We start from the raw sequence: 17,960 nt of genomic DNA, 5'->3' as shown, positions 1-17,960 counted from the left end.
CAACCATGCAGGGCACCACCATCACCAGGGAGAGATTCCGTCTCGACTCCGTCGACGACGCCCTGGGCAACCGGCGAGGACGCTTCTTCGGCGAGGGCTTCAAGCGCGTCACGCACGGCCTGGAGGCCATCTCCGTCCGTCCCGCCGACACCTCGGCGCCGGGGGGCGTCGAGGCCACGGCGGGGATCCGCATCCCCGGCGTCTGGTCGCGCAAGGGCGAGTCGCACCAGCGCCCGCACCTGTCGACCATCGACGCCATGCAGTTCGCGGCCCAGCTCACCGGCCTCTACGCGGCCCACGTCCACGATCTGCCCCCGTCGGGCCACTTCGTCGTACGGTCGCTGTGCGTCAAGGCGGGCTGCACGCCCGACGAGGAGTTCCTCGACCGGTTCCCGGTCTCCGCGCAGCACGAGTCGACCCTCGAACTGCCGGGCACGAACCGCCTGTTGACCACCATGGACTGCCGCATCGGCTCGATGACCGTCCGGGTCGAGGCCGAGCACTCCGCAGCCGCCGCGCCCGTGCGGACCGAGGGCTTCTACGCCCATCCCGAGTACCTGCCCGGCGGGTGGAACGACGCGCCGTACGGGGCCTCCCACCACACACGCCACCAGTACCTCCTCGACGTGGCGGGCGACGCCGACTGCCTGTCGGCCGACGCCGAACTGCGGATCACGGAGGCGCCCGACGTACCCGGCGCCCACGACGCCACGGCGCGGGAACCGCTCGAACCGACGATGGTCGACCTCTTCGTGGCGGCCCTGCAGCTGGGCCAGGTCCTGCTCTACCGGCTCGACGGCCTCGACCGCGCCACGTCCAACACCCTCTGGATGCGCGGCACCACCATCACCCCGGCCGACGAAGAGCCCGCGCCGCCCGCGCACGACCGGCGCCTGCGCGTGGTCCTGGCCCGCCCGAACGAACTGCCCACCGCCCAGGGGACCTGGCGCGCCGCGCGGATCCAGGCGACGTACGGCGGTCTGCGGCTCGCCTGCAACGTCGCCCACCTCCTGCCCTGACCCCCTGCCCCCTGACCGAACCACCGCACTCCGCAACCGCAAAGGAAGGCCACGCATGGCGTACCGACCTGCCGCGCTCATGGGACTCGGCAGCTACCTCCCGCCCTGGGTCATCAGCAACGAGGACCTCGCGGCCGAACTCGACACCACCGACGAGTGGATCACCACGCGGACCGGCATCCGCGCCCGCCACCGGGTCTCGCCCGGCACCTCGACCGGCGACCTCGCCGTCGAGGCCGGGCACCGGGCACTGAAGTCGGCGGGACTCGACGCGGAACCGGGCGCCGTGGACGCCGTCGTCCTCGCCACCACCACGCCCGACCACCCCTGCCCGGCCACCGCGCCCGACGTCGCCGCCCGCCTGGGACTCGGTCCCATCGGGGCGTACGACATCTCGGCCGTCTGCTCCGGATTCCTCTACGCCCTGGCCACCGCCTCCGCGCAGATCACCGCGGGACAGGCCGAGCGCATCCTGGTGATCGGGGCCGAGACGTACTCGACGATCATCAATCCCGCCGACAGGACCACCTCGGTCATCTTCGGCGACGGGGCGGGCGCCGTCGTCCTCGCCGCGGCCGACGACTCCGGACAGCCCGGCGTCCTGCTCGGCGTCGACCTGGGCTCCGACGGTCTGCACCGGGACCTCATCAGCATTCCGGCCGGTGGCTCCCGGCAGCGCTCCACGCCGGGTGAACCCGACCCCGACGGCCGGTACTTCACGATGCAGGGCAAGAAGGTGTTCGCCGCCGCGGTCGCCAGAATGGCGGAGTCGTCCACCTCGGTGCTCGACAGCATCGGCTGGACCACCGAATCGGTCGACCACCTGGTGGGTCACCAGGCCAACGCGCGCATCCTCAAGGCGCTCGCCAAGCAGCTCGGCATCCCCGAGGAGCGGGCCGTCGTCCATCTCGACCGGGTCGGCAACACCTCGGCCGCCTCGATCCCGCTGGCCCTTGCGCACGCGGCGTCGCAGGGCACGCTCACGCCGGGCTCGCGCGTCCTGCTCACCGCGTTCGGCGGCGGGCTCACCTGGGGGTCGGTCGCCCTGACCTGGCCCGACGTGACGCCCGCCTGACGCTCGCGCACGACGAATTCCCCTACTCCAGAACATTCCCCTACTCCAGAACAGCGGGTTACCTGTCATGACCATGCAAACCATGCAAACCATGCCCCAGAACTCCACCCTCTCCGCCGAGTTGATGGAGATCCTCACCACCGAGTACGAGGCGCCGGAGGGCACCACCGCCGACACCGCGTACGACATGCTCGGCTTCGACTCCCTCGTGCTCGTCGAGCTGGCCGTCGCACTGACCAAGCAGTTCGGCGTGCAGGTCACCGACGACGAGCTCCAGGAGGCCGGGAACATCGCGGGGACCATCGAGCTCCTGCGCGCCAAGGGCGTCCCCGCCTAGGCGCCCGGGCGCCGAGCGGGGCGGCGGCCTACCCCCAACAGGCCGCTGCCCGCCCGCCCTTGAGACCCGAACACGACCACGGATCACCCCGAAGAGGACCGATGAACCGCACCCGGCTGGCGTTCTTCGACGTCGACGGCACCCTGACCACGGCGACCACCCTCTTCCGTTTCCTGCGCCACTACCTGGCCGCCGAGGGGCACGAGCCGCACGAGTACGACAGGCGGCGCCAGCGGCTCAAGGCCATGACGGAGATCGGCGTGCCGAGGGAGCGGACGAACCTCGCGTACTTCGAGAACTTCGCGGGGGCCGACGCCGCGCGGGTGTCGGCACTGGCGCGCGACTGGTTCGCCGCCGAGCTCCGGCAGGGCGGCCTCTTCAACGAGTACGCCCTCGACGCCCTGCGCGGGCACCAAGCCGCGGGAGACAGGATCGTGCTCGTCTCCGGTTCGTTCGCCGCCTGCCTCGCGCCGCTCGCCGAGCACATCGGCGCCGACGACGTGTGGTCCACCTCGCCGGAGATCGCGCACGGCCGCTACACCGGGGGCCTCGGCCGCCCGCCCATGATCGGCCGCGCGAAGGCCGACGCCGTACGCCTCGCCGCCGCCGCGCACGGGGCCGCGCCCGCGGACTGCGTCGCCTACGGAGACCACGCCTCCGACTTGCCCATGCTGGAGGCCACCGGATCCGCCGCTGTCGTCGGCGGCGACGCCGCGCTGCGCGCGCTCGCCCGGCGCCGCTGCTGGCAGCTCCTGCCCGGCGCCCCGGCCCCGGAACCGCTGCCCGGGCCCGAATAATCCCGAGTGTGCCTCCGGTGTTTCGCTGTACGTTGCGGAGGAACGCCCGCGGACCACCGCGGCGTGCCACCGGCGCGTGCGCCACACCGGCGGGACCGGTGCGTACGCACAGCTCAGACTCCCTTTCGAGGCCCACCCCGTGTTCCTGACGATCAGTACAACCGGCACCCCCGAACGCCCGGCGACCGACCTCGGGTTCCTGCTCCACAAGCACCCCGACAAGGCGCAGGCGTTCTCCACGTCGTACGGCACCGCGCACGTCGTCTACCCCGAGGCGAGCGAGGAGCGCTGCACGGCCGCGCTGCTTCTGGAGGTCGATCCCGTCGCGCTCGTGCGGCGCGGCAAAGGCAAGGGCAACGGCAAGGGGCGGGGCGGTGCGCCCGACGCGGCGCTCGCGCAGTACGTGAACGACCGGCCCTACGCCGCGTCGTCGCTGCTCGCGGTGGCCCTGAGCGCGGTGTTCTCCAGCGCGATGCGCGGCGTGTGCGCCGCGCGTCCCGAGCGGGCCGCGCGGCCGCTGCCGCTGCGGATCGAGGTGCCCGCGCTGCCCGCACGCGGCGGCGCCGAGCTGGTGCGGGGGCTCTTCGAGCCGCTGGGCTGGACGGTGCAGGCGACGCCCGTGCCGCTGGACGAGCGGTTCCCGGAGTGGGGCGACTCGCGGTACGTGCGTCTCGTGCTCGACGTGCCCGAGGGAAAGCTGACCCTGGGCGAGGCGCTGCGGCACCTCTACGTGCTGCTCCCGGTGCTCGACGACGCCAAGCACTACTGGGTCTCGCCCGACGAGGTCGACAAGCTGCTTCGCGCGGGCGAGGGCTGGCTCGCGGTCCACCCGGAGCAGCAGGTCATCACCAACCGCTATCTGGCGCGCCGCTGGTCGCTGACCCGCGAGGCGACGGAGCGGCTCGAACTGGTGCGGCTCGCCGACGCCGACGACACGGACGTCGAGGAGATCGACAACGCGGTAGACGAGGAGAGTGACACCGAAGAGAAGCCGGTGCCGCTCGCCGTGCGCCGCCGTACGGCGATCCTCGCCGAGCTGGCCGCGTCGGGAGCCGCGCGCGTGCTCGACCTGGGCTGCGGGCAGGGCCAGTTGGTGCAGGAACTGCTCAAGGACGTCCGCTACACCGAGATCGTCGGCGTGGACGTGTCCATGCGCGCGCTGACCGTCGCCTCGCGGCGGCTCAAGCTGGACCGCATGGGCGAGCGCAGGGCCGAGCGCGTCACGCTCATGCAGGGCTCGCTCGCGTACACCGACAAGCGTCTCAAGGGGTACGACGCGGCCGTGCTCAGCGAGGTCATCGAGCACCTCGACGTCGAGCGGCTGCCCGCCCTGGAGTACGCGGTGTTCGGCTCCGCGCGGCCCCGCACCGTCCTGGTGACGACGCCGAACGTCGAGTACAACGTGCGCTGGGAGACGCTGCCCGCCGGGCACGTGCGGCACGGGGACCACCGCTTCGAGTGGACCCGCGAGGAGTTCCGCGCCTGGGCCCACCGGGTCGCCGAACGGCACGGGTACGACGTGCGGTTCGAGCCCGTCGGGGACGACGACCCCGAGGTGGGGCCGCCGACCCAGCTGGCGGCCTTCACGCGGCAGGACAAGAACGCGACGACTGCGAACGACAAGAAGAAGGAGGTGCGGGCCGCATGACGAACGAGACCGAGACCGAGACCGAGACCGGCACCAGCACCAGCAGTGACACCGGCACCGAAGCAGCCCGCGCGGGACGCGTGCTGCCCGTCACCGACCTCTCCCTCGTCGTCCTGATCGGCGCCACCGGATCCGGCAAGTCCACCTTCGCGCGCAGGCACTTCAAGCCCACCGAGGTCATCTCCAGCGACTTCTGCCGCGGGCTCGTCGCCGACGACGAGAACGACCAGGGCGCGAGCCGCGACGCCTTCGACGTGCTCAACTACATCGCGGGCAAGCGCCTCGCCGCGGGACGCCGCACCGTCGTCGACGCGACCAGCGTGCAGAGCGACAGCCGCAAGAAGCTGATCGAGCTGGCCAGGGCGCACGACGTGCTGCCCATCGCCATCGTGCTCGACGTGCCCGAGGAGGTCTGCGCCGAGCGCAACGCCGCGCGCGCGGACCGGGCGGGCATGCCGCGCCGCGTCATCCTGCGCCACCAGCGCGAACTGCGGCGCTCCTTGCGGCACTTGGAGCGCGAGGGATTCAGGAAGGTGCACGTCCTGCGGGGCGTGGCGGAGGTCGAGGCCGCCGAGATCGTCACCGAGAAGCGCTACAACGACCTCTCCCACCTCGTCGGGCCCTTCGACATCATCGGCGACATCCACGGCTGCGCTTCCGAACTGGAGACCCTGCTCGGCAAGCTCGGTTACGTCGAGGGGGTGCACCCGGAAGGACGTACCGCCGTGTTCGTCGGCGACCTCGTCGACCGCGGCCCGGACACGCCCGGCGTGCTGCGCCGCGTGATGTCGATGGTCGCGGGCGGCACCGCGCTCTGCGTGCCGGGCAACCACGAGAACAAGCTCGGCCGGTACCTCAAGGGCCGCGGCGTCCAGCACACGCACGGACTCGCCGAGACCGCCGCGCAGTTGGCGGGGGAGAGCGAGGAGTTCCGCGGGCAGGTGCGGGAGTTCGTGGACGGACTCGTCTCGCACTACGTCCTGGACGGGGGGAAGCTGGTCGTCTGCCACGCCGGGCTGCCCGAGAAGTACCACGGCCGCACGTCGGGCCGGGTGCGCTCGCACGCGCTGTACGGCGACACGACCGGCGAGACCGACGAGTTCGGCCTGCCGGTGCGCTACCCGTGGGCGGAGGAGTACCGCGGCCGCGCCGCCGTGGTCTACGGCCACACCCCGGTGCCCACCGCGACCTGGCTGAACAACACCATCTGCCTGGACACGGGTGCGGTGTTCGGCGGCCACCTCACCGCGCTGCGCTGGCCGGAGCGCGAGCTCGTCGACGTACCGGCCGAACAGGTCTGGTACGAGCCGTCGAGGCCGCTGAGCACCGAGGCGCCCGGCGGGCGCGAGGGGCGGCCGCTCGACCTGAACGACGTGCACGGCCGCCGTGTGGTGGAGACCCGGCACGCGGGCCGCGTCGCCGTGCGCGAGGAGAACGCGGCCGCCGCGCTGGAGGTCATGAGCCGCTTCGCCGTGGACCCGCGCCTCCTTCCGTACCTGCCGCCGACGATGGCGCCGACCGCCACCTCGCAGCGCGAGGGCTATCTGGAGCACCCGGCGGAGGCGTTCGCCTCGTACGCGCGGGACGGCGTCGCCCGCGTCGTGTGCGAGGAGAAGCACATGGGCTCGCGCGCGGTGGCCCTGGTCTGCCGTGACGCGGACGTGGCCCGCGAGCGGTTCGGCATGGAAGGGCCCACAGGATCGCTCTACACCCGCACCGGACGGCCCTTCTTCTCCGACGCGTCCGTCACCGAGGAGATACTCGGCAGGCTGCGCGCCGCCGTCACCGAAGCGGGCCTGTGGCAGGAGCTCGCCACCGACTGGCTGCTCCTCGACGCCGAGTTGATGCCGTGGTCGCTCAAGGCGTCCGGGCTGCTCCGCACGCAGTACGCGGCGGTGGGCGCCGCGTCCGGGGCCGTCTTCCCCGGCGCGCTCGCCGCCCTGGCGGCGGCGCGGGAGCGCGGTGTGGACACCGGCGCGCTGCTCGACAGGCAGCGGGAACGGGCCGCGGACGCCGCCGCGTTCACCGACGCCTACCGCCGCTACTGCTGGCCGACGGACGGCCTGGAAGGGGTGCACCTCGCGCCGTTCCAGCTCCTTGCCGTCCAGGGCAGGAGCCTCGCCGCGCTCCCGCACGACGAGCAGCTGGCCCTGATCGACCGCATGGTGGAGCACGACGGCACGGGCCTGCTGCGGACCACGCGCAGGCTGTACGTCGACACGGGCGACGAGGAGTCGGTCCGCGCGGGCGTCGACTGGTGGCTGGAGATGACGAGCCGCGGCGGCGAGGGCATGGTCGTCAAGCCGGTCGGGGCCCTGGTCCGCGACGACAAGGGCCGCCTCGTCCAGCCCGGCATCAAGTGCCGGGGCCGTGAGTACCTGCGGATCATCTACGGTCCGGAGTACACGCGCCCGGAGAACCTGGCCAAGCTGCGCGGCCGCTTCCTCGGCCACAAGCGCTCGCTCGCCACCCGGGAGTACGCGCTCGGCCTGGAGGCCCTGGACCGCCTGGCGGACGGTGAGCCGCTGTGGCGGGTGCACGAGTCGGTGTTCGCGGTCCTGGCCCTGGAGTCGGAGCCGGTGGACCCGCGGCTCTGAACGCGCCCCGGGGTTAGGGCCTGTCCGGCGGATCATGGCGCTGTCGCGGGGTCTGGCACGCACTCCCCCAAGCTCTCGGCTTCGCTCGAGCAGGGGAGGCCCCACTGCGTAGCCGCCCTCCTCCGCCTTGCAGCCGCACGCACCAGACCCCGCTCGTGCCCACCGGACGGGGGACGCCAGCCGAGCGCGCCCTGATCCGCCGGACAGGCCCTATGTGATTGCCCGCGCGTAGGCCGCCCGGCCGGGGAAAGATGGAACCCATGGGATTCCATGTCGACTCCGAGGCCGGGCGGCTGCGCCGCGTCATCCTGCACCGCCCCGATCTGGAGCTCAAGCGGCTGACTCCGACCAACAAGGACGCCCTGCTCTTCGACGACGTCCTGTGGGTGCGCAGGGCCCGCCAGGAGCACGACGGGTTCGCCGACGTGCTGCGCGACCGGGGCGTCGAGGTCCATCTCTTCGGCGATCTGCTGACCGAGACCCTGGACGTGCCCGAGGCGCGGCTCCTCGTCCTGGACCGGGTCTTCGACGAGAAGGAGTACGGGCCGCTGGCCACCGACCACCTGCGGATGGCCTTCGAGACGATGCCGTCCGCCCAACTGGCCGAGGCGCTGATCGGCGGGATGACCAAGCGCGAGTTCCTGGCGGGCAACGCCGAGCCGACGTCCGTGCGCTTCCACTGCATGGACCTGGACGACTTCCTGCTCGGTCCGCTGCCCAACCACCTCTTCACGCGGGACACCTCGGCCTGGATATACGACGGCGTCTCGATCAACGCGATGCGCTGGCCCGCCCGGCAGCGCGAGACCGTGCACTTCGAGGCGATCTACCAGCACCACCCGCTGTTCCGGAAGGCGGACTTCAACGTCTGGTCGCAGGGCCAGGCGGACTACCCCTCCACCATCGAGGGCGGCGACGTCCTGGTGATCGGCAAGGGCGCCGTGCTCATCGGCATGAGCGAGCGCACCACGCCGCAGGCCGTCGAGATGCTCGCCCACAAGCTGTTCGCGGCGGGCTCGGCGAAGACGATCGTGGCGCTCGACATGCCGAAGCGGCGCGCGTTCATGCACCTGGACACCGTCATGACGATGGTCGGCGGCGACACCTTCACGCAGTACGCGGGGCTCGGCATGCTCCGCTCGTACACCATCGAACCGGGCGTGGGGGAGCGGGAGTTGAAGGTGACCGACCATCCGCCCGAGCACATGCACCGGGCGATCGCCGCGGCGCTCGGGCTCAGCGAGATCCGGGTCCTGACCGCCACCCAGGACGTGCACGCGGCCGAGCGCGAGCAGTGGGACGACGGCTGCAACGTCCTCGCGGTGGAGCCGGGCGTCGTCGTCGCCTACGAGCGGAACTCGACGACGAACACGCACCTGCGCAAGCAGGGCATCGAGGTGATCGAGATAAGAGGGAGCGAGCTGGGGCGCGGCAGGGGCGGGCCGCGGTGTATGAGCTGTCCGGTCGAGCGGGACGCGGTGCCCGGGTCGTAGTCAGTACCCTCGCCGGTTCCGCGCCTGTTCCCGCGTGTATAGAAATGTGGAGCATCGTATATAGTTTCAATGTCCCCGTATTCGCATCCCAGGAGCGCCCCATGGCCACAGACCTCACCGGCCGCCACTTCCTCAAGGAGCTGGACTTCACCGCCGACGAGTTCCGCGGCCTGCTCGACCTGGCCGCCGAGCTGAAGGCGGCGAAGAAGGCAGGGGCCGAGACGCAGCGCCTGCGCGGCAGGAACGTCGCGCTGATCTTCGAGAAGAGCTCGACGAGGACGCGCTGCGCCTTCGAGGTGGCCGCCGCCGACCAGGGCGCGTCGACGACGTACATCGACCCGGCGGGCTCGCACATCGGTACGAAGGAGTCCGCCAAGGACACCGCCCGGGTGCTCGGCCGGATGTTCGACGCGATTCAGTTCCGCGGGGACGCGCAGGACACCGTCGAGACGCTCGCCGCCCACGCGGGCGTGCCCGTCTACAACGGCCTGACGGACGAGTGGCACCCCACCCAGATGCTCGCCGACGTCCTCACGATGACCGAGCACAGCGCCAAGCCCCTCACCGAGATCGCCTTCGCCTACCTCGGTGACGCCCGCTTCAACACGGGCAGCTCCTACCTGATCACCGGCGCCCTGCTCGGCATGGACGTCCGCCTGGTCGCGCCCCGGGCCTACTGGCCCGCCGACGAGATCGTCGCCAAGGCCCGCGAACTGGCCGAGGCCAGCGGCGCCCGCGTCACGCTCACCGAGGACGTCCCCGAGGGCGTACGGGCCGCCGACTTCGTCGTCACCGACGTCTGGGTGTCGATCGGCGAGCCCAAGGAGGTGTGGGCCGAGCGCATAGCCGCCCTCGCGCCGTACGCGGTGACGATGGACGTCCTGCGCGCCACCGGGAACGCGGACGTGAAGTTCCTGCACTGCCTGCCCGCCTTCCACGACCTGGGCACCACGGTCGCGCGCGAGATCCACGAGACGTACGGCCTGGAGTCCCTGGAGGTCACCGACGAGGTCTTCGAGTCGGCGCACTCCGTCGTCTTCGACGAAGCTGAGAACCGGCTGCACACCATCAAGGCGATCCTCGTCGCGACCCTGTCCTGACCGTTCCCACCGCGCCACCCCAGCACCACCAGAAACGAGAACCACCCCATGAGCCCCATGAGTCCCACCGGGCTTCGCATCAAGTCCCCCGAGCAGCTCGTCGCCGAGTCGGGCGCCGACCTCGAAGGCCACGGCCTCAAGCGGACCATGGGGCTCTTCCAGCTCGTGTGTTTCGGCGTCGGCGCCATCGTCGGCACCGGGATCTTCGTCGGTCTCTCCGACTCCGTCGCCGAGGCGGGCCCCGCCGTCGCGGTCTCCTATGTGCTCGCCGCCGTGACCTGCATCTTCACCGCGTTCTCGTTCGCGGAGCTGGGCGGCGCCATCCCGGTCTCGGGCAGCTCGTACTCCTTCGCGTACGCCTCGCTCGGCGAGCGCACCGCGTTCCTGGTGGGCTGGTGCCTGCTCCTGGAGTACGGCGTCTCGGTCTCCGCCGTCGCGGTGGGCTGGAGCCAGTACCTCAACGAACTCCTGAACAGCCTCACCGGCTGGGAGCTGCCCACCGCCCTCTCCGCGGGGCCCGGCGAGGGCGGTGTCGTGAACCTGCCCGCCGTGGTCGTCATCCTGCTCGCCGCCACGCTCCTGGTGCGCGGCATCCGGGAGAGCGCGGGGGCGACGGCCGCCATGGCCGTGCTGAAGATCGGCATCCTGCTGCTCTTCCTCGCGATCGCCTTCTCGGCGTTCGAGGACGGCAACCTCACGCCCTTCATGGGCGCGGGCGTCTCCGGCGTCACCGCGGGCGCGTCCCTCGCGTTCTTCTCGTTCATCGGCTTCGACGCGGTCACCACGGCGGGCGAGGAGGTCAAGAACCCGCGGCGCAACATCCCGCTCGCGATCATGATCTGCATCGGTGTGGTGACCCTGCTGTACGTCGCGGTGGCCCTCGCCGCCATCGGCGCGATCGGCTCGGACGCGGTCGCCGACAAGCCCGCCGCGCTCTCCCTGATCGTCAACCAGGTCACCGACTCGACCGTCGGCGGCGGCATCATCGCCTTCGGCGCGGTCGTCGCCATCGCCTCGGTGGTGCTCGCCGTGATGTACGGCCAGACCCGCATCCTGATGTCGATGTCCCGCGACGGCCTGATGCCGCGCGTCTTCGAACGCGTGTCGCCGAAGACGTCCACGCCGGTGGCCAACACCTGGATCGTCGCGGCCGTCGTCGCCGTGCCCGCCGCCTTCTCCTCGCTCGACGTGGTGGTCAACCTGACCACCATCGGCACCCTCGCGATCATGGTCGTGGTGAACATCGCGGTGATCGCGCTGCGCCGTACGAGCCCCGGCCTCAAGCGCACCTTCCGGGTGCCGCTCTACCCGCTCAGCCCGGTCCTCGGCGTCGCCTTCTGCCTCTATCTGATCTGGGGCACCGGCTGGTCGACGTGGCTGCAGTTCGCGGTGTTCGTCGCGGTGGGCGCCGTCGTCTACGCGCTCTACGGGCGCGGTCACTCGCGCCTCGGCAGGGGAGAGGCGCCGGTCAGTGCCGGTGCGTCCCGGGGAGCGTGAACCAGACGGCCTTGCCGGACTCGGTGGCCCGGTGACCGCAGGACGAACTCAGGGTGCGGATGAGCAGCAGCCCGCGCCCGTGCTCCTGCCAGGGGTCGGGCTCGCCGGCCGTGGGGTCGGTCAGATCGCCCGGCGGCAGCGGGTTGGAGTCGTGGACCTCGACCTGGCAGCCGGTCGGCAGGAGCTCGATCACCAGCTCTATGGGGTCCTCGCCCGACGTGTGCTCGACGGCGTTCGCGACCAGCTCGGCGGTGAGGAGCTCGGCGGTGTCGGTGTCGGCCGACGACTCGATGTCGGTGAGCGCCGTACGGACCAGGGCGCGCGCGACCGGCACGGCTGCCGTGGTGTGGGGCAGTGCGATGCGCCAGGAGGCGGGAGAAGGAGGTTCGTGCAAGGCGGGTCCGTTCAGGGCAGCAGGCGGTCCTGGTCCTGCTTTCAACCGTACGAATCTTAAGCGCTATGTCGACAGGGGCGACGGTCGGGCATTTCCGGGACGTCCGGCCCTGCCGTGCTCTGTGTGACAAGACGCGTATATCGGGAAATTCGTTCCCTTGTGGGGCGGGTTCGAGGGTCCTGCTCCCCGGCTGCTGTATCGCGTACTCATGACGGCAGTCACAAACAAGTGATAACTTCGAAAGGTAGCGAACTCCAGCCCCAGGCCGAGGAGGCCGCACCCTCATGAGTCCCTTCACCGGCTCCGCGACCCGCACCCCCGACTGGCGGCATCTGCGCCTGGCCGTCGACGACGGCGTCGCCACGGTCACCCTCGCCCGCCCCGACAAGCTCAACGCGCTCACCTTCGGCGCCTACGCCGACCTGCGCGACCTGCTCGCCGAGCTGTCCCGCGACAAGTCCGTGCGGGCCCTGGTGCTCGGCGGCGAGGGGCGCGGCTTCTGCTCGGGCGGCGACGTCGACGAGATCATCGGCGCGACGCTCGCCATGGACACCTCCCAGCTGCTCGACTTCAACCGCATGACGGGCCAGGTCGTCCGCGCCGTCCGCGAGTGCCCCTTCCCGGTGATCGCCGCCGTGCACGGCGTCGCCGCGGGCGCGGGCGCGGTCCTCGCCCTCGCCGCCGACTTCCGGATCGCCGACCCGTCCGCGAAGTTCGCCTTCCTCTTCACCCGCGTCGGCCTCTCCGGCGGCGACATGGGCGCCGCCTACCTGCTGCCCCGCGTCGTCGGCCTCGGCCACGCCACGCGGCTGCTGATGCTGGGCGAGCCCGTCCGTGCCCCGGAGGCCGAACGGATCGGCCTGATCAGCGAGTTGACGGAGGAGGGCAAGGCGGGCGAAGCGGCTTCCGTACTGGCCCGCAGACTCGCCGACGGACCCGCCCTCGCCTACGCCCAGACCAAGGCGCTGCTCACCGCCGAACTCGACATGCCGCTCGCCGCCTCCGTCGAACTGGACGCGGCGACCCAGGCCCTCCTCATGAACGGCGAGGACTACGCGGAGTTCCACGCGTCCTTCACGGAGAAGCGCCCGCCGAAGTGGCAGGGCCGATGAGCGCCCCCGAAGGGGCGCGGGGAACTGCGCGACCAGCCACAGGCGACCCGCAGGATACGCACGGCCCCACCGAGGCGCCCGACGGCGGCAAGGCGTCCACACCGCCCACGCCGCCCGAGGCGCACCGCATCGCGATCATCGGCGGAGGCCCCGGCGGCCTCTACGCCGCCGCCCTGCTCAAGCGGCTCGACCGGGACCGCGAGATCACCGTCTGGGAGCGCAACGCGCCCGACGACACCTTCGGCTTCGGCGTCGTCCTCTCCGACGAGACGCTCGGCGGCATCGAGCACGCCGACCCCGTCGTCTACGCCGCGCTCCAGGACGAGTTCGTGCGCTGGGACGACATCGACATCGTGCACCGCGAGACCCGGCACACCTCCGGCGGCCACGGCTTCGCGGCGCTCGGCAGGCGCAGGCTCCTGGAGATCCTGCACGCGCGCTGCCACGACCTGGGCGTCGAGCTCCGCTTCCGTACGGAGGCACCGCCCGCGGCCACGCTCGCCGACTCGTACGACCTGGTCATCGCGGCCGACGGCGTGCACAGCGCCACCCGCGACGCGCACGCCGAAGCCTTCGGCCCCGACCTCACCACCCACCGCTGCCGCTACATCTGGCTGGCCGCCGACTTCGCCTTCGACGCGTTCCGCTTCGAGATCGCCGAGACCGAGCACGGCGTCATGCAGCTGCACGGCTATCCGTTCTCGCCGCACGAGTCCACCGTCATCGTCGAGATGCGCGAGGAGGTCTGGCGCGCGGCGGGGTTCGACGGGCTCGACGAGCGGGAGTCGACCGAGCGCTGCGCCAAGATCTTCGCCGACGCGCTCGGCGGCCGCCCCCTGCGCGGCAACAAGTCCGCCTGGATCAACTTCCGTACGGTGGTCAACTCCCACTGGTCGTACGGCAATACGGTCCTCATCGGCGACGCCGCGCACACCGCCCACTTCTCCATCGGCTCCGGCACCAAGCTCGCCGTCGAGGACGCGCTCGCCCTCGCCGCCTGCCTCCAGGAGCAGCCCGACATCCCGAGCGCGCTCACCGCGTACGAGGCGGAGCGCCGCGCCGTCGTCGCGTCCACGCAGCGCGCGGCCCGCGCCAGCCTGGAGTGGTTCGAGCGGCTGCCCGACTACCTCGACCAGCCGCCGCGCCAGTTCGCGTTCAACCTCCTGACCCGCAGCCGCCGCGTCACGCACGACAACCTCCGGCTGCGCGACGCCCGCTTCACCGCCTCCGTCGAGCGCGACTTCGGCTGCCCGGAGGGCACGCCGCCCATGTTCACGCCCTTCACCCTGCGCGGCCTCACCCTGCGCAACCGCGTCGTGGTCTCGCCCATGGACATGTACTCCGCGGTGGACGGCGTCCCCGGCGACTTCCACCTCGTCCACCTGGGCGCGCGGGCCCTGGGCGGCGCGGGCCTGGTGATGACCGAGATGGTCTGCGTCAGCGAGCACGGCCGGATCACCCCGGGCTGCGCCGGGCTCTACACCGACGAACAGGCCGAGGCCTGGCGGCGGATCACCGCCTTCGCGCACGAGCGGGCGCCCGGCGCCGCGATCGGCGTGCAGCTGGGCCACTCGGGCCGCAAGGGCTCCACGAAACTGATGTGGGAGGGCATCGACGAGCCGCTGCCCGACGGCAACTGGCCCCTGTCGGCCGCGTCCCCGCTCCCGTACCGCCCCGACAGCCAGACCCCGCACGAGCTCTCCCGCGCGGGCCTCACCGAGATCCGTGAACAGTTCGTCGCGGCGGCCCGCCGCGCCGCACACGCGGACTTCGACCTCCTCGAACTCCACTGCGCCCACGGCTACTTGCTCTCCGGCTTCCTCTCCCCGCTGACCAACCACCGCACGGATCCCTACGGCGGCCCGCTGGAGAACCGGCTCCGCTTCCCCCTCGAAGTCCTCGACGCGGTAAGGGAGGTGTGGCCGGACGACAGGCCCATGACGGTCCGCGTCTCGGCGACGGACTGGGCCGACGGCGGCACCACGGCGGACGACGCGGTCGAGATCGCCCGCGCGTTCGCGGCCCACGGCGCCGACGCCATCGACGTCTCCACGGGCCAGGTCGTCTCCGAGGAACGCCCCGCGTACGGCCGCTCCTACCAGACGCCGTACGCCGACCGGATCCGCAACGAGACCGGCATCCCGGTGATCACGGTCGGCGCCATCTCCTCCTGGGATGACGTCAACTCCCTGATCCTGGCGGGCCGGGCCGACCTGTGCGCCCTGGCACGCCCCCACCTCTACGACCCGCACTGGACCCTGCACGCGGCGGCCGAACAGGGCTACACGGGCCCCGGCGCCCCCTGGCCCACCCAGTACGGAGCGGGCAGCCGCCGCCCGCAGACGGGCCGCACGGACGCGCCGAAGCAGCGCCTGAAGCTGGAGAGTTGATGTTTCAGGGCGCGGTCGTCACGAACGCCGCGCCCGCCTCCCGCAGCCACCCGTCGAGCTCCGCGAACACCGCCGCCGAGCGGGCCCCCGGCCAGTCGTCAGGAAGCAGTTCTGGGGGCAACCCCGGGTCCGCGTAAGGCAATTGGCGCCAGGAGTCGAGCGCGAGCAGATAGTCCCGGTAGGCCTCCTCCGGCGGTGGGGGAGTGTCGCGGCGGGCCTCCCAGGAGCGGAGCACCGGCTCGTGGCGGTCCAGGAACGCCTCGTGCTGCTTGGCGAGCGAGGAGAGGTCCCACCAGCGGGCCACCGCCTCGGCCGTCGGCGCGTAGCCCAGGTGCTCGCCGCGGAACAGGTCGACGTACGGGGCGAGTTGGAGGCGCTCCAGGGTGTGCCTGGTCTCCTCGTAGAGGTGCGCGGGGGCGATCCAGACGCCGGGCGCCGCCGTGCCGAAGCCGAGGCCCGCGAGGCGGGAGCGCAGGACGTGCCGCTTGTGGCGCTCCGCTTCGGGGACGGAGAAGACGGCGAGGACCCAGCCGCCCTCGCGCCGGGCGTCGGGTGACGCGCCGTAGATGCGGCGGTCGCCGTCCTCCAGGAGCTGACGGGCGTCCGGTGAGAGGGCGTAACCGGCCGCGCCCGAACCCGTGCGGGCGGGCACCAGGAGCCCCCGGCGTTTGAGGCGGGACACCGACGAGCGCACCGACGGCGCGTCGACGCCGACCGGCGCGAGGAGGCGCACCAGCTCGGCGACCGGCACCGGACCCGGTGCCGCCCGGCCGTAGGCGCCGTAGAAGGTGACGATCAGGGATCGTGGAGTGTGCTGCTCGGACACGTGATCACTCTACGGGCGACCGGGGTCCTTCGGCGGCACCGCTGTCCTTCGGCGGCTCCGCCCGCAGCCGGAACCTCTGCAGCTTCCCCGTGGGCGTGCGCGGCAGCGCGTCGAGGAACACGAACGCGCGCGGGCACTTGTAGGGGACGAGTTCCGCCTTCACGAAGTCGCGGAGCCGGTCCGGGTCCCTGGCCGCTCCCTCGCGCAGCACGACGTACGCCACCACGATCTGCCCGCGCAGCTCGTCGACGCGCCCCACGACGGCCGTCTCCGCGACGTCCGGGTGGCGCATCAGGGCCTCCTCGACCTCGGGGCCCGCGATGTTGTACCCGGCGGAGATGATCATGTCGTCGGCGCGTGCGATGTAGCGGAAGTAGCCGTCGGTGTCGCGGACGTAGGTGTCCCCGGTGACGTTCCAGCCGTGCCGTACGTAGACCTGCTGGCGTTCGTCGGCGAGATAGCGGCAGCCGACCGGGCCGCGCACGGCGAGCAGCCCCGGTTCGCCGTCGGGCAGCGGTGCCCCGGAGTCGTCCACCACGCGCGCGTGCCACCCCGGCACGGGGAGCCCCGTCGTGCCGGGCCTGATCGCCTCGTCGGCGGCGGAGATGAAGATGTGGAGCAGCTCGGTGGCGCCTATGCCGTTGATGATGCGGTGCCCGGTGGCCCGGTGCCAGGCCTGCCAGGTGCCCGCGGGCAGGTTCTCGCCCGCCGAGACGCAGCGGCGCAGCGAGGAGATGTCGTGCGCGTCGAGGTGGTCGAGCATCGTGCGGTACGCGGTCGGCGCGGTGAACAGGACCGTCACGCCGTGCTCGGCGATCGCGGGCAACAGCTGCTTGGGGCCCGCCTGTTCGAGCAGCAGCGAGGAGGCGCCGAAGCGCAGCGGGAAGATCACAAGACCGCCGAGCCCGAAGGTGAAGCCGAGCGGCGGGCTGCCCGTGAAGACGTCGTCGGGGCCGGGCCTGAGGACGTGGCGCGCGAAGGTGTCGGCGATGGCGAGCACGTCGCGGTGGAAGTGCATGCACCCCTTGGGGCGGCCCGTGGTGCCCGAGGTGAACGCGATCAGCGCGACGTCGTCGGCCGCGGTGTCCACCGCTTCGTAGGAGGCGGGCTGCCGGGCGGCGCGCGCGAAGAGGTCGTCGGGGCCCTCACCGGCGTACGTCGTGATGCTGAGCCCCGGGATCCCCGCCTTGATCAGGTCGTCGACGGCCCTGATGTCGCACAGCGCGTGTCGCACCTCGGCGATCTCGCACATCGTGGCCAGCTCCTGCGCGCGCTGCTGGGCCAGGACGGTCACGGCGACGGCGCCCGCCTTCATCACCGCGAGCCAGCAGGCCGCGAGCCAGGGCGTGGTGGCCCCGCGCAGCAGCACGCGCTGTCCCGGCAGTACGCCGAGTTCGGAGGTGAGCACGTGCGCGATGCGGTCGACGTGGTCCTGGAGCTGTCCGTACGTCCAGGTCTCGCCGGACGGGGCGTGGAAGGCGGGGCGCTCCGCGCCGTGCCGCTCCACGGTGCGGTCCAGGAGTTCCGCGCCGCAGTTCAGGCGGGCGGGGTAGTGCAGCTCGGGCCGGTCGTGGACGAGGGCGGGCCACTGCTCGCGCGGCGGGAGGTGGTCCCGGGCGAACGTGTCGACGTGTCCGGATGGTGTCAGCCCTGGAATGCCGATGGATGCCATGGC

The 17,960-nt window shown here is 72.0% G+C and carries 14 protein-coding genes; 11 read left to right on the top strand and 3 right to left on the bottom strand.

Annotation, left to right across the window (positions count from 1 at the left end):
• Nucleotides 1-5: 5 nt before the first annotated feature.
• From CP970_RS10270 to CP970_RS10230, 9 genes are all read left to right on the top strand, one after another.
• Nucleotides 6-1,019 carry an AvrD family protein gene (locus CP970_RS10270; protein WP_055547476.1) on the top strand — a complete coding sequence of 338 codons (1,014 nt, stop codon included), beginning with the start codon at nt 6-8 and terminating at the stop codon, nt 1,017-1,019.
• Between the two features lie 55 nt (nt 1,020-1,074).
• Nucleotides 1,075-2,094 carry a beta-ketoacyl-ACP synthase III gene (locus CP970_RS10265; protein ID WP_055547474.1) on the top strand — a complete coding sequence of 340 codons (1,020 nt, stop codon included), beginning with the start codon at nt 1,075-1,077 and terminating at the stop codon, nt 2,092-2,094.
• Nucleotides 2,095-2,176: 82 nt separating this feature from the next.
• Nucleotides 2,177-2,431 carry an acyl carrier protein gene (locus CP970_RS10260; RefSeq protein WP_224058346.1) on the top strand — a complete coding sequence of 85 codons (255 nt, stop codon included), beginning with the start codon at nt 2,177-2,179 and terminating at the stop codon, nt 2,429-2,431.
• 101 nt (nt 2,432-2,532) lie between these two features.
• A complete protein-coding gene (locus CP970_RS10255) occupies nt 2,533-3,228 on the top strand; it encodes an HAD-IB family hydrolase (RefSeq protein WP_055547466.1) in 696 nt (231 codons plus the stop codon).
• Between the two features lie 139 nt (nt 3,229-3,367).
• Nucleotides 3,368-4,876 (top strand): 3' terminal RNA ribose 2'-O-methyltransferase Hen1, encoded by a 1,509-nt coding sequence (locus tag CP970_RS10250; protein ID WP_055547504.1) that lies wholly within the window; start codon nt 3,368-3,370, stop codon nt 4,874-4,876.
• Entirely contained in the window at nt 4,873-7,473 is a 2,601-nt protein-coding gene (locus CP970_RS10245) for a polynucleotide kinase-phosphatase (protein ID WP_055547464.1), read from the top strand. The genes CP970_RS10250 and CP970_RS10245 overlap by 4 nt, the downstream gene beginning before the upstream one ends.
• A gap of 260 nt (nt 7,474-7,733) precedes the next feature.
• Nucleotides 7,734-8,966: an arginine deiminase gene (locus CP970_RS10240; protein WP_055547462.1), complete on the top strand. Its 1,233-nt coding sequence runs from the start codon at nt 7,734-7,736 to the stop codon at nt 8,964-8,966.
• A gap of 101 nt (nt 8,967-9,067) precedes the next feature.
• Nucleotides 9,068-10,066: an ornithine carbamoyltransferase gene (argF, locus tag CP970_RS10235; RefSeq protein ID WP_055547455.1), complete on the top strand. Its 999-nt coding sequence runs from the start codon at nt 9,068-9,070 to the stop codon at nt 10,064-10,066.
• 48 nt (nt 10,067-10,114) lie between these two features.
• Nucleotides 10,115-11,563 (top strand): amino acid permease, encoded by a 1,449-nt coding sequence (locus tag CP970_RS10230; RefSeq protein WP_055547448.1) that lies wholly within the window; start codon nt 10,115-10,117, stop codon nt 11,561-11,563.
• Here CP970_RS10230 and CP970_RS10225 read toward each other — a convergent pair.
• Nucleotides 11,535-11,972 carry an ATP-binding protein gene (locus CP970_RS10225; protein ID WP_055547502.1) on the bottom strand — a complete coding sequence of 146 codons (438 nt, stop codon included), beginning with the start codon at nt 11,970-11,972 and terminating at the stop codon, nt 11,535-11,537. The genes CP970_RS10230 and CP970_RS10225 overlap by 29 nt on opposite strands.
• A gap of 269 nt (nt 11,973-12,241) precedes the next feature.
• Between CP970_RS10225 and CP970_RS10220 the strand changes: the two genes are divergently transcribed.
• Nucleotides 12,242-13,069 (top strand): enoyl-CoA hydratase family protein, encoded by an 828-nt coding sequence (locus tag CP970_RS10220; protein ID WP_055547447.1) that lies wholly within the window; start codon nt 12,242-12,244, stop codon nt 13,067-13,069.
• A complete protein-coding gene (locus CP970_RS10215) occupies nt 13,066-15,459 on the top strand; it encodes a bifunctional salicylyl-CoA 5-hydroxylase/oxidoreductase (RefSeq protein ID WP_079043504.1) in 2,394 nt (797 codons plus the stop codon). Before CP970_RS10220 ends, CP970_RS10215 begins: the two co-directional genes overlap by 4 nt.
• A gap of 4 nt (nt 15,460-15,463) precedes the next feature.
• Here the strand turns inward: CP970_RS10215 and CP970_RS10210 are convergent, their stop codons facing one another.
• Nucleotides 15,464-16,285: a PaaX family transcriptional regulator gene (locus CP970_RS10210; protein ID WP_055547445.1), complete on the bottom strand. Its 822-nt coding sequence runs from the start codon at nt 16,283-16,285 to the stop codon at nt 15,464-15,466.
• A gap of 4 nt (nt 16,286-16,289) precedes the next feature.
• Complete coding sequence (locus CP970_RS10205) at nt 16,290-17,957, bottom strand: AMP-binding protein (RefSeq protein ID WP_055547443.1); 1,668 nt, start codon at nt 17,955-17,957, stop codon at nt 16,290-16,292.
• Nucleotides 17,958-17,960 lie beyond the last annotated feature (3 nt).

It is taken from the genome of Streptomyces kanamyceticus (assembly GCF_008704495.1).
GTDB classification, from domain to species: Bacteria; Actinomycetota; Actinomycetes; order Streptomycetales; family Streptomycetaceae; genus Streptomyces; species Streptomyces kanamyceticus.
This window is presented reverse-complemented; position numbering and strand designations above follow the sequence as displayed.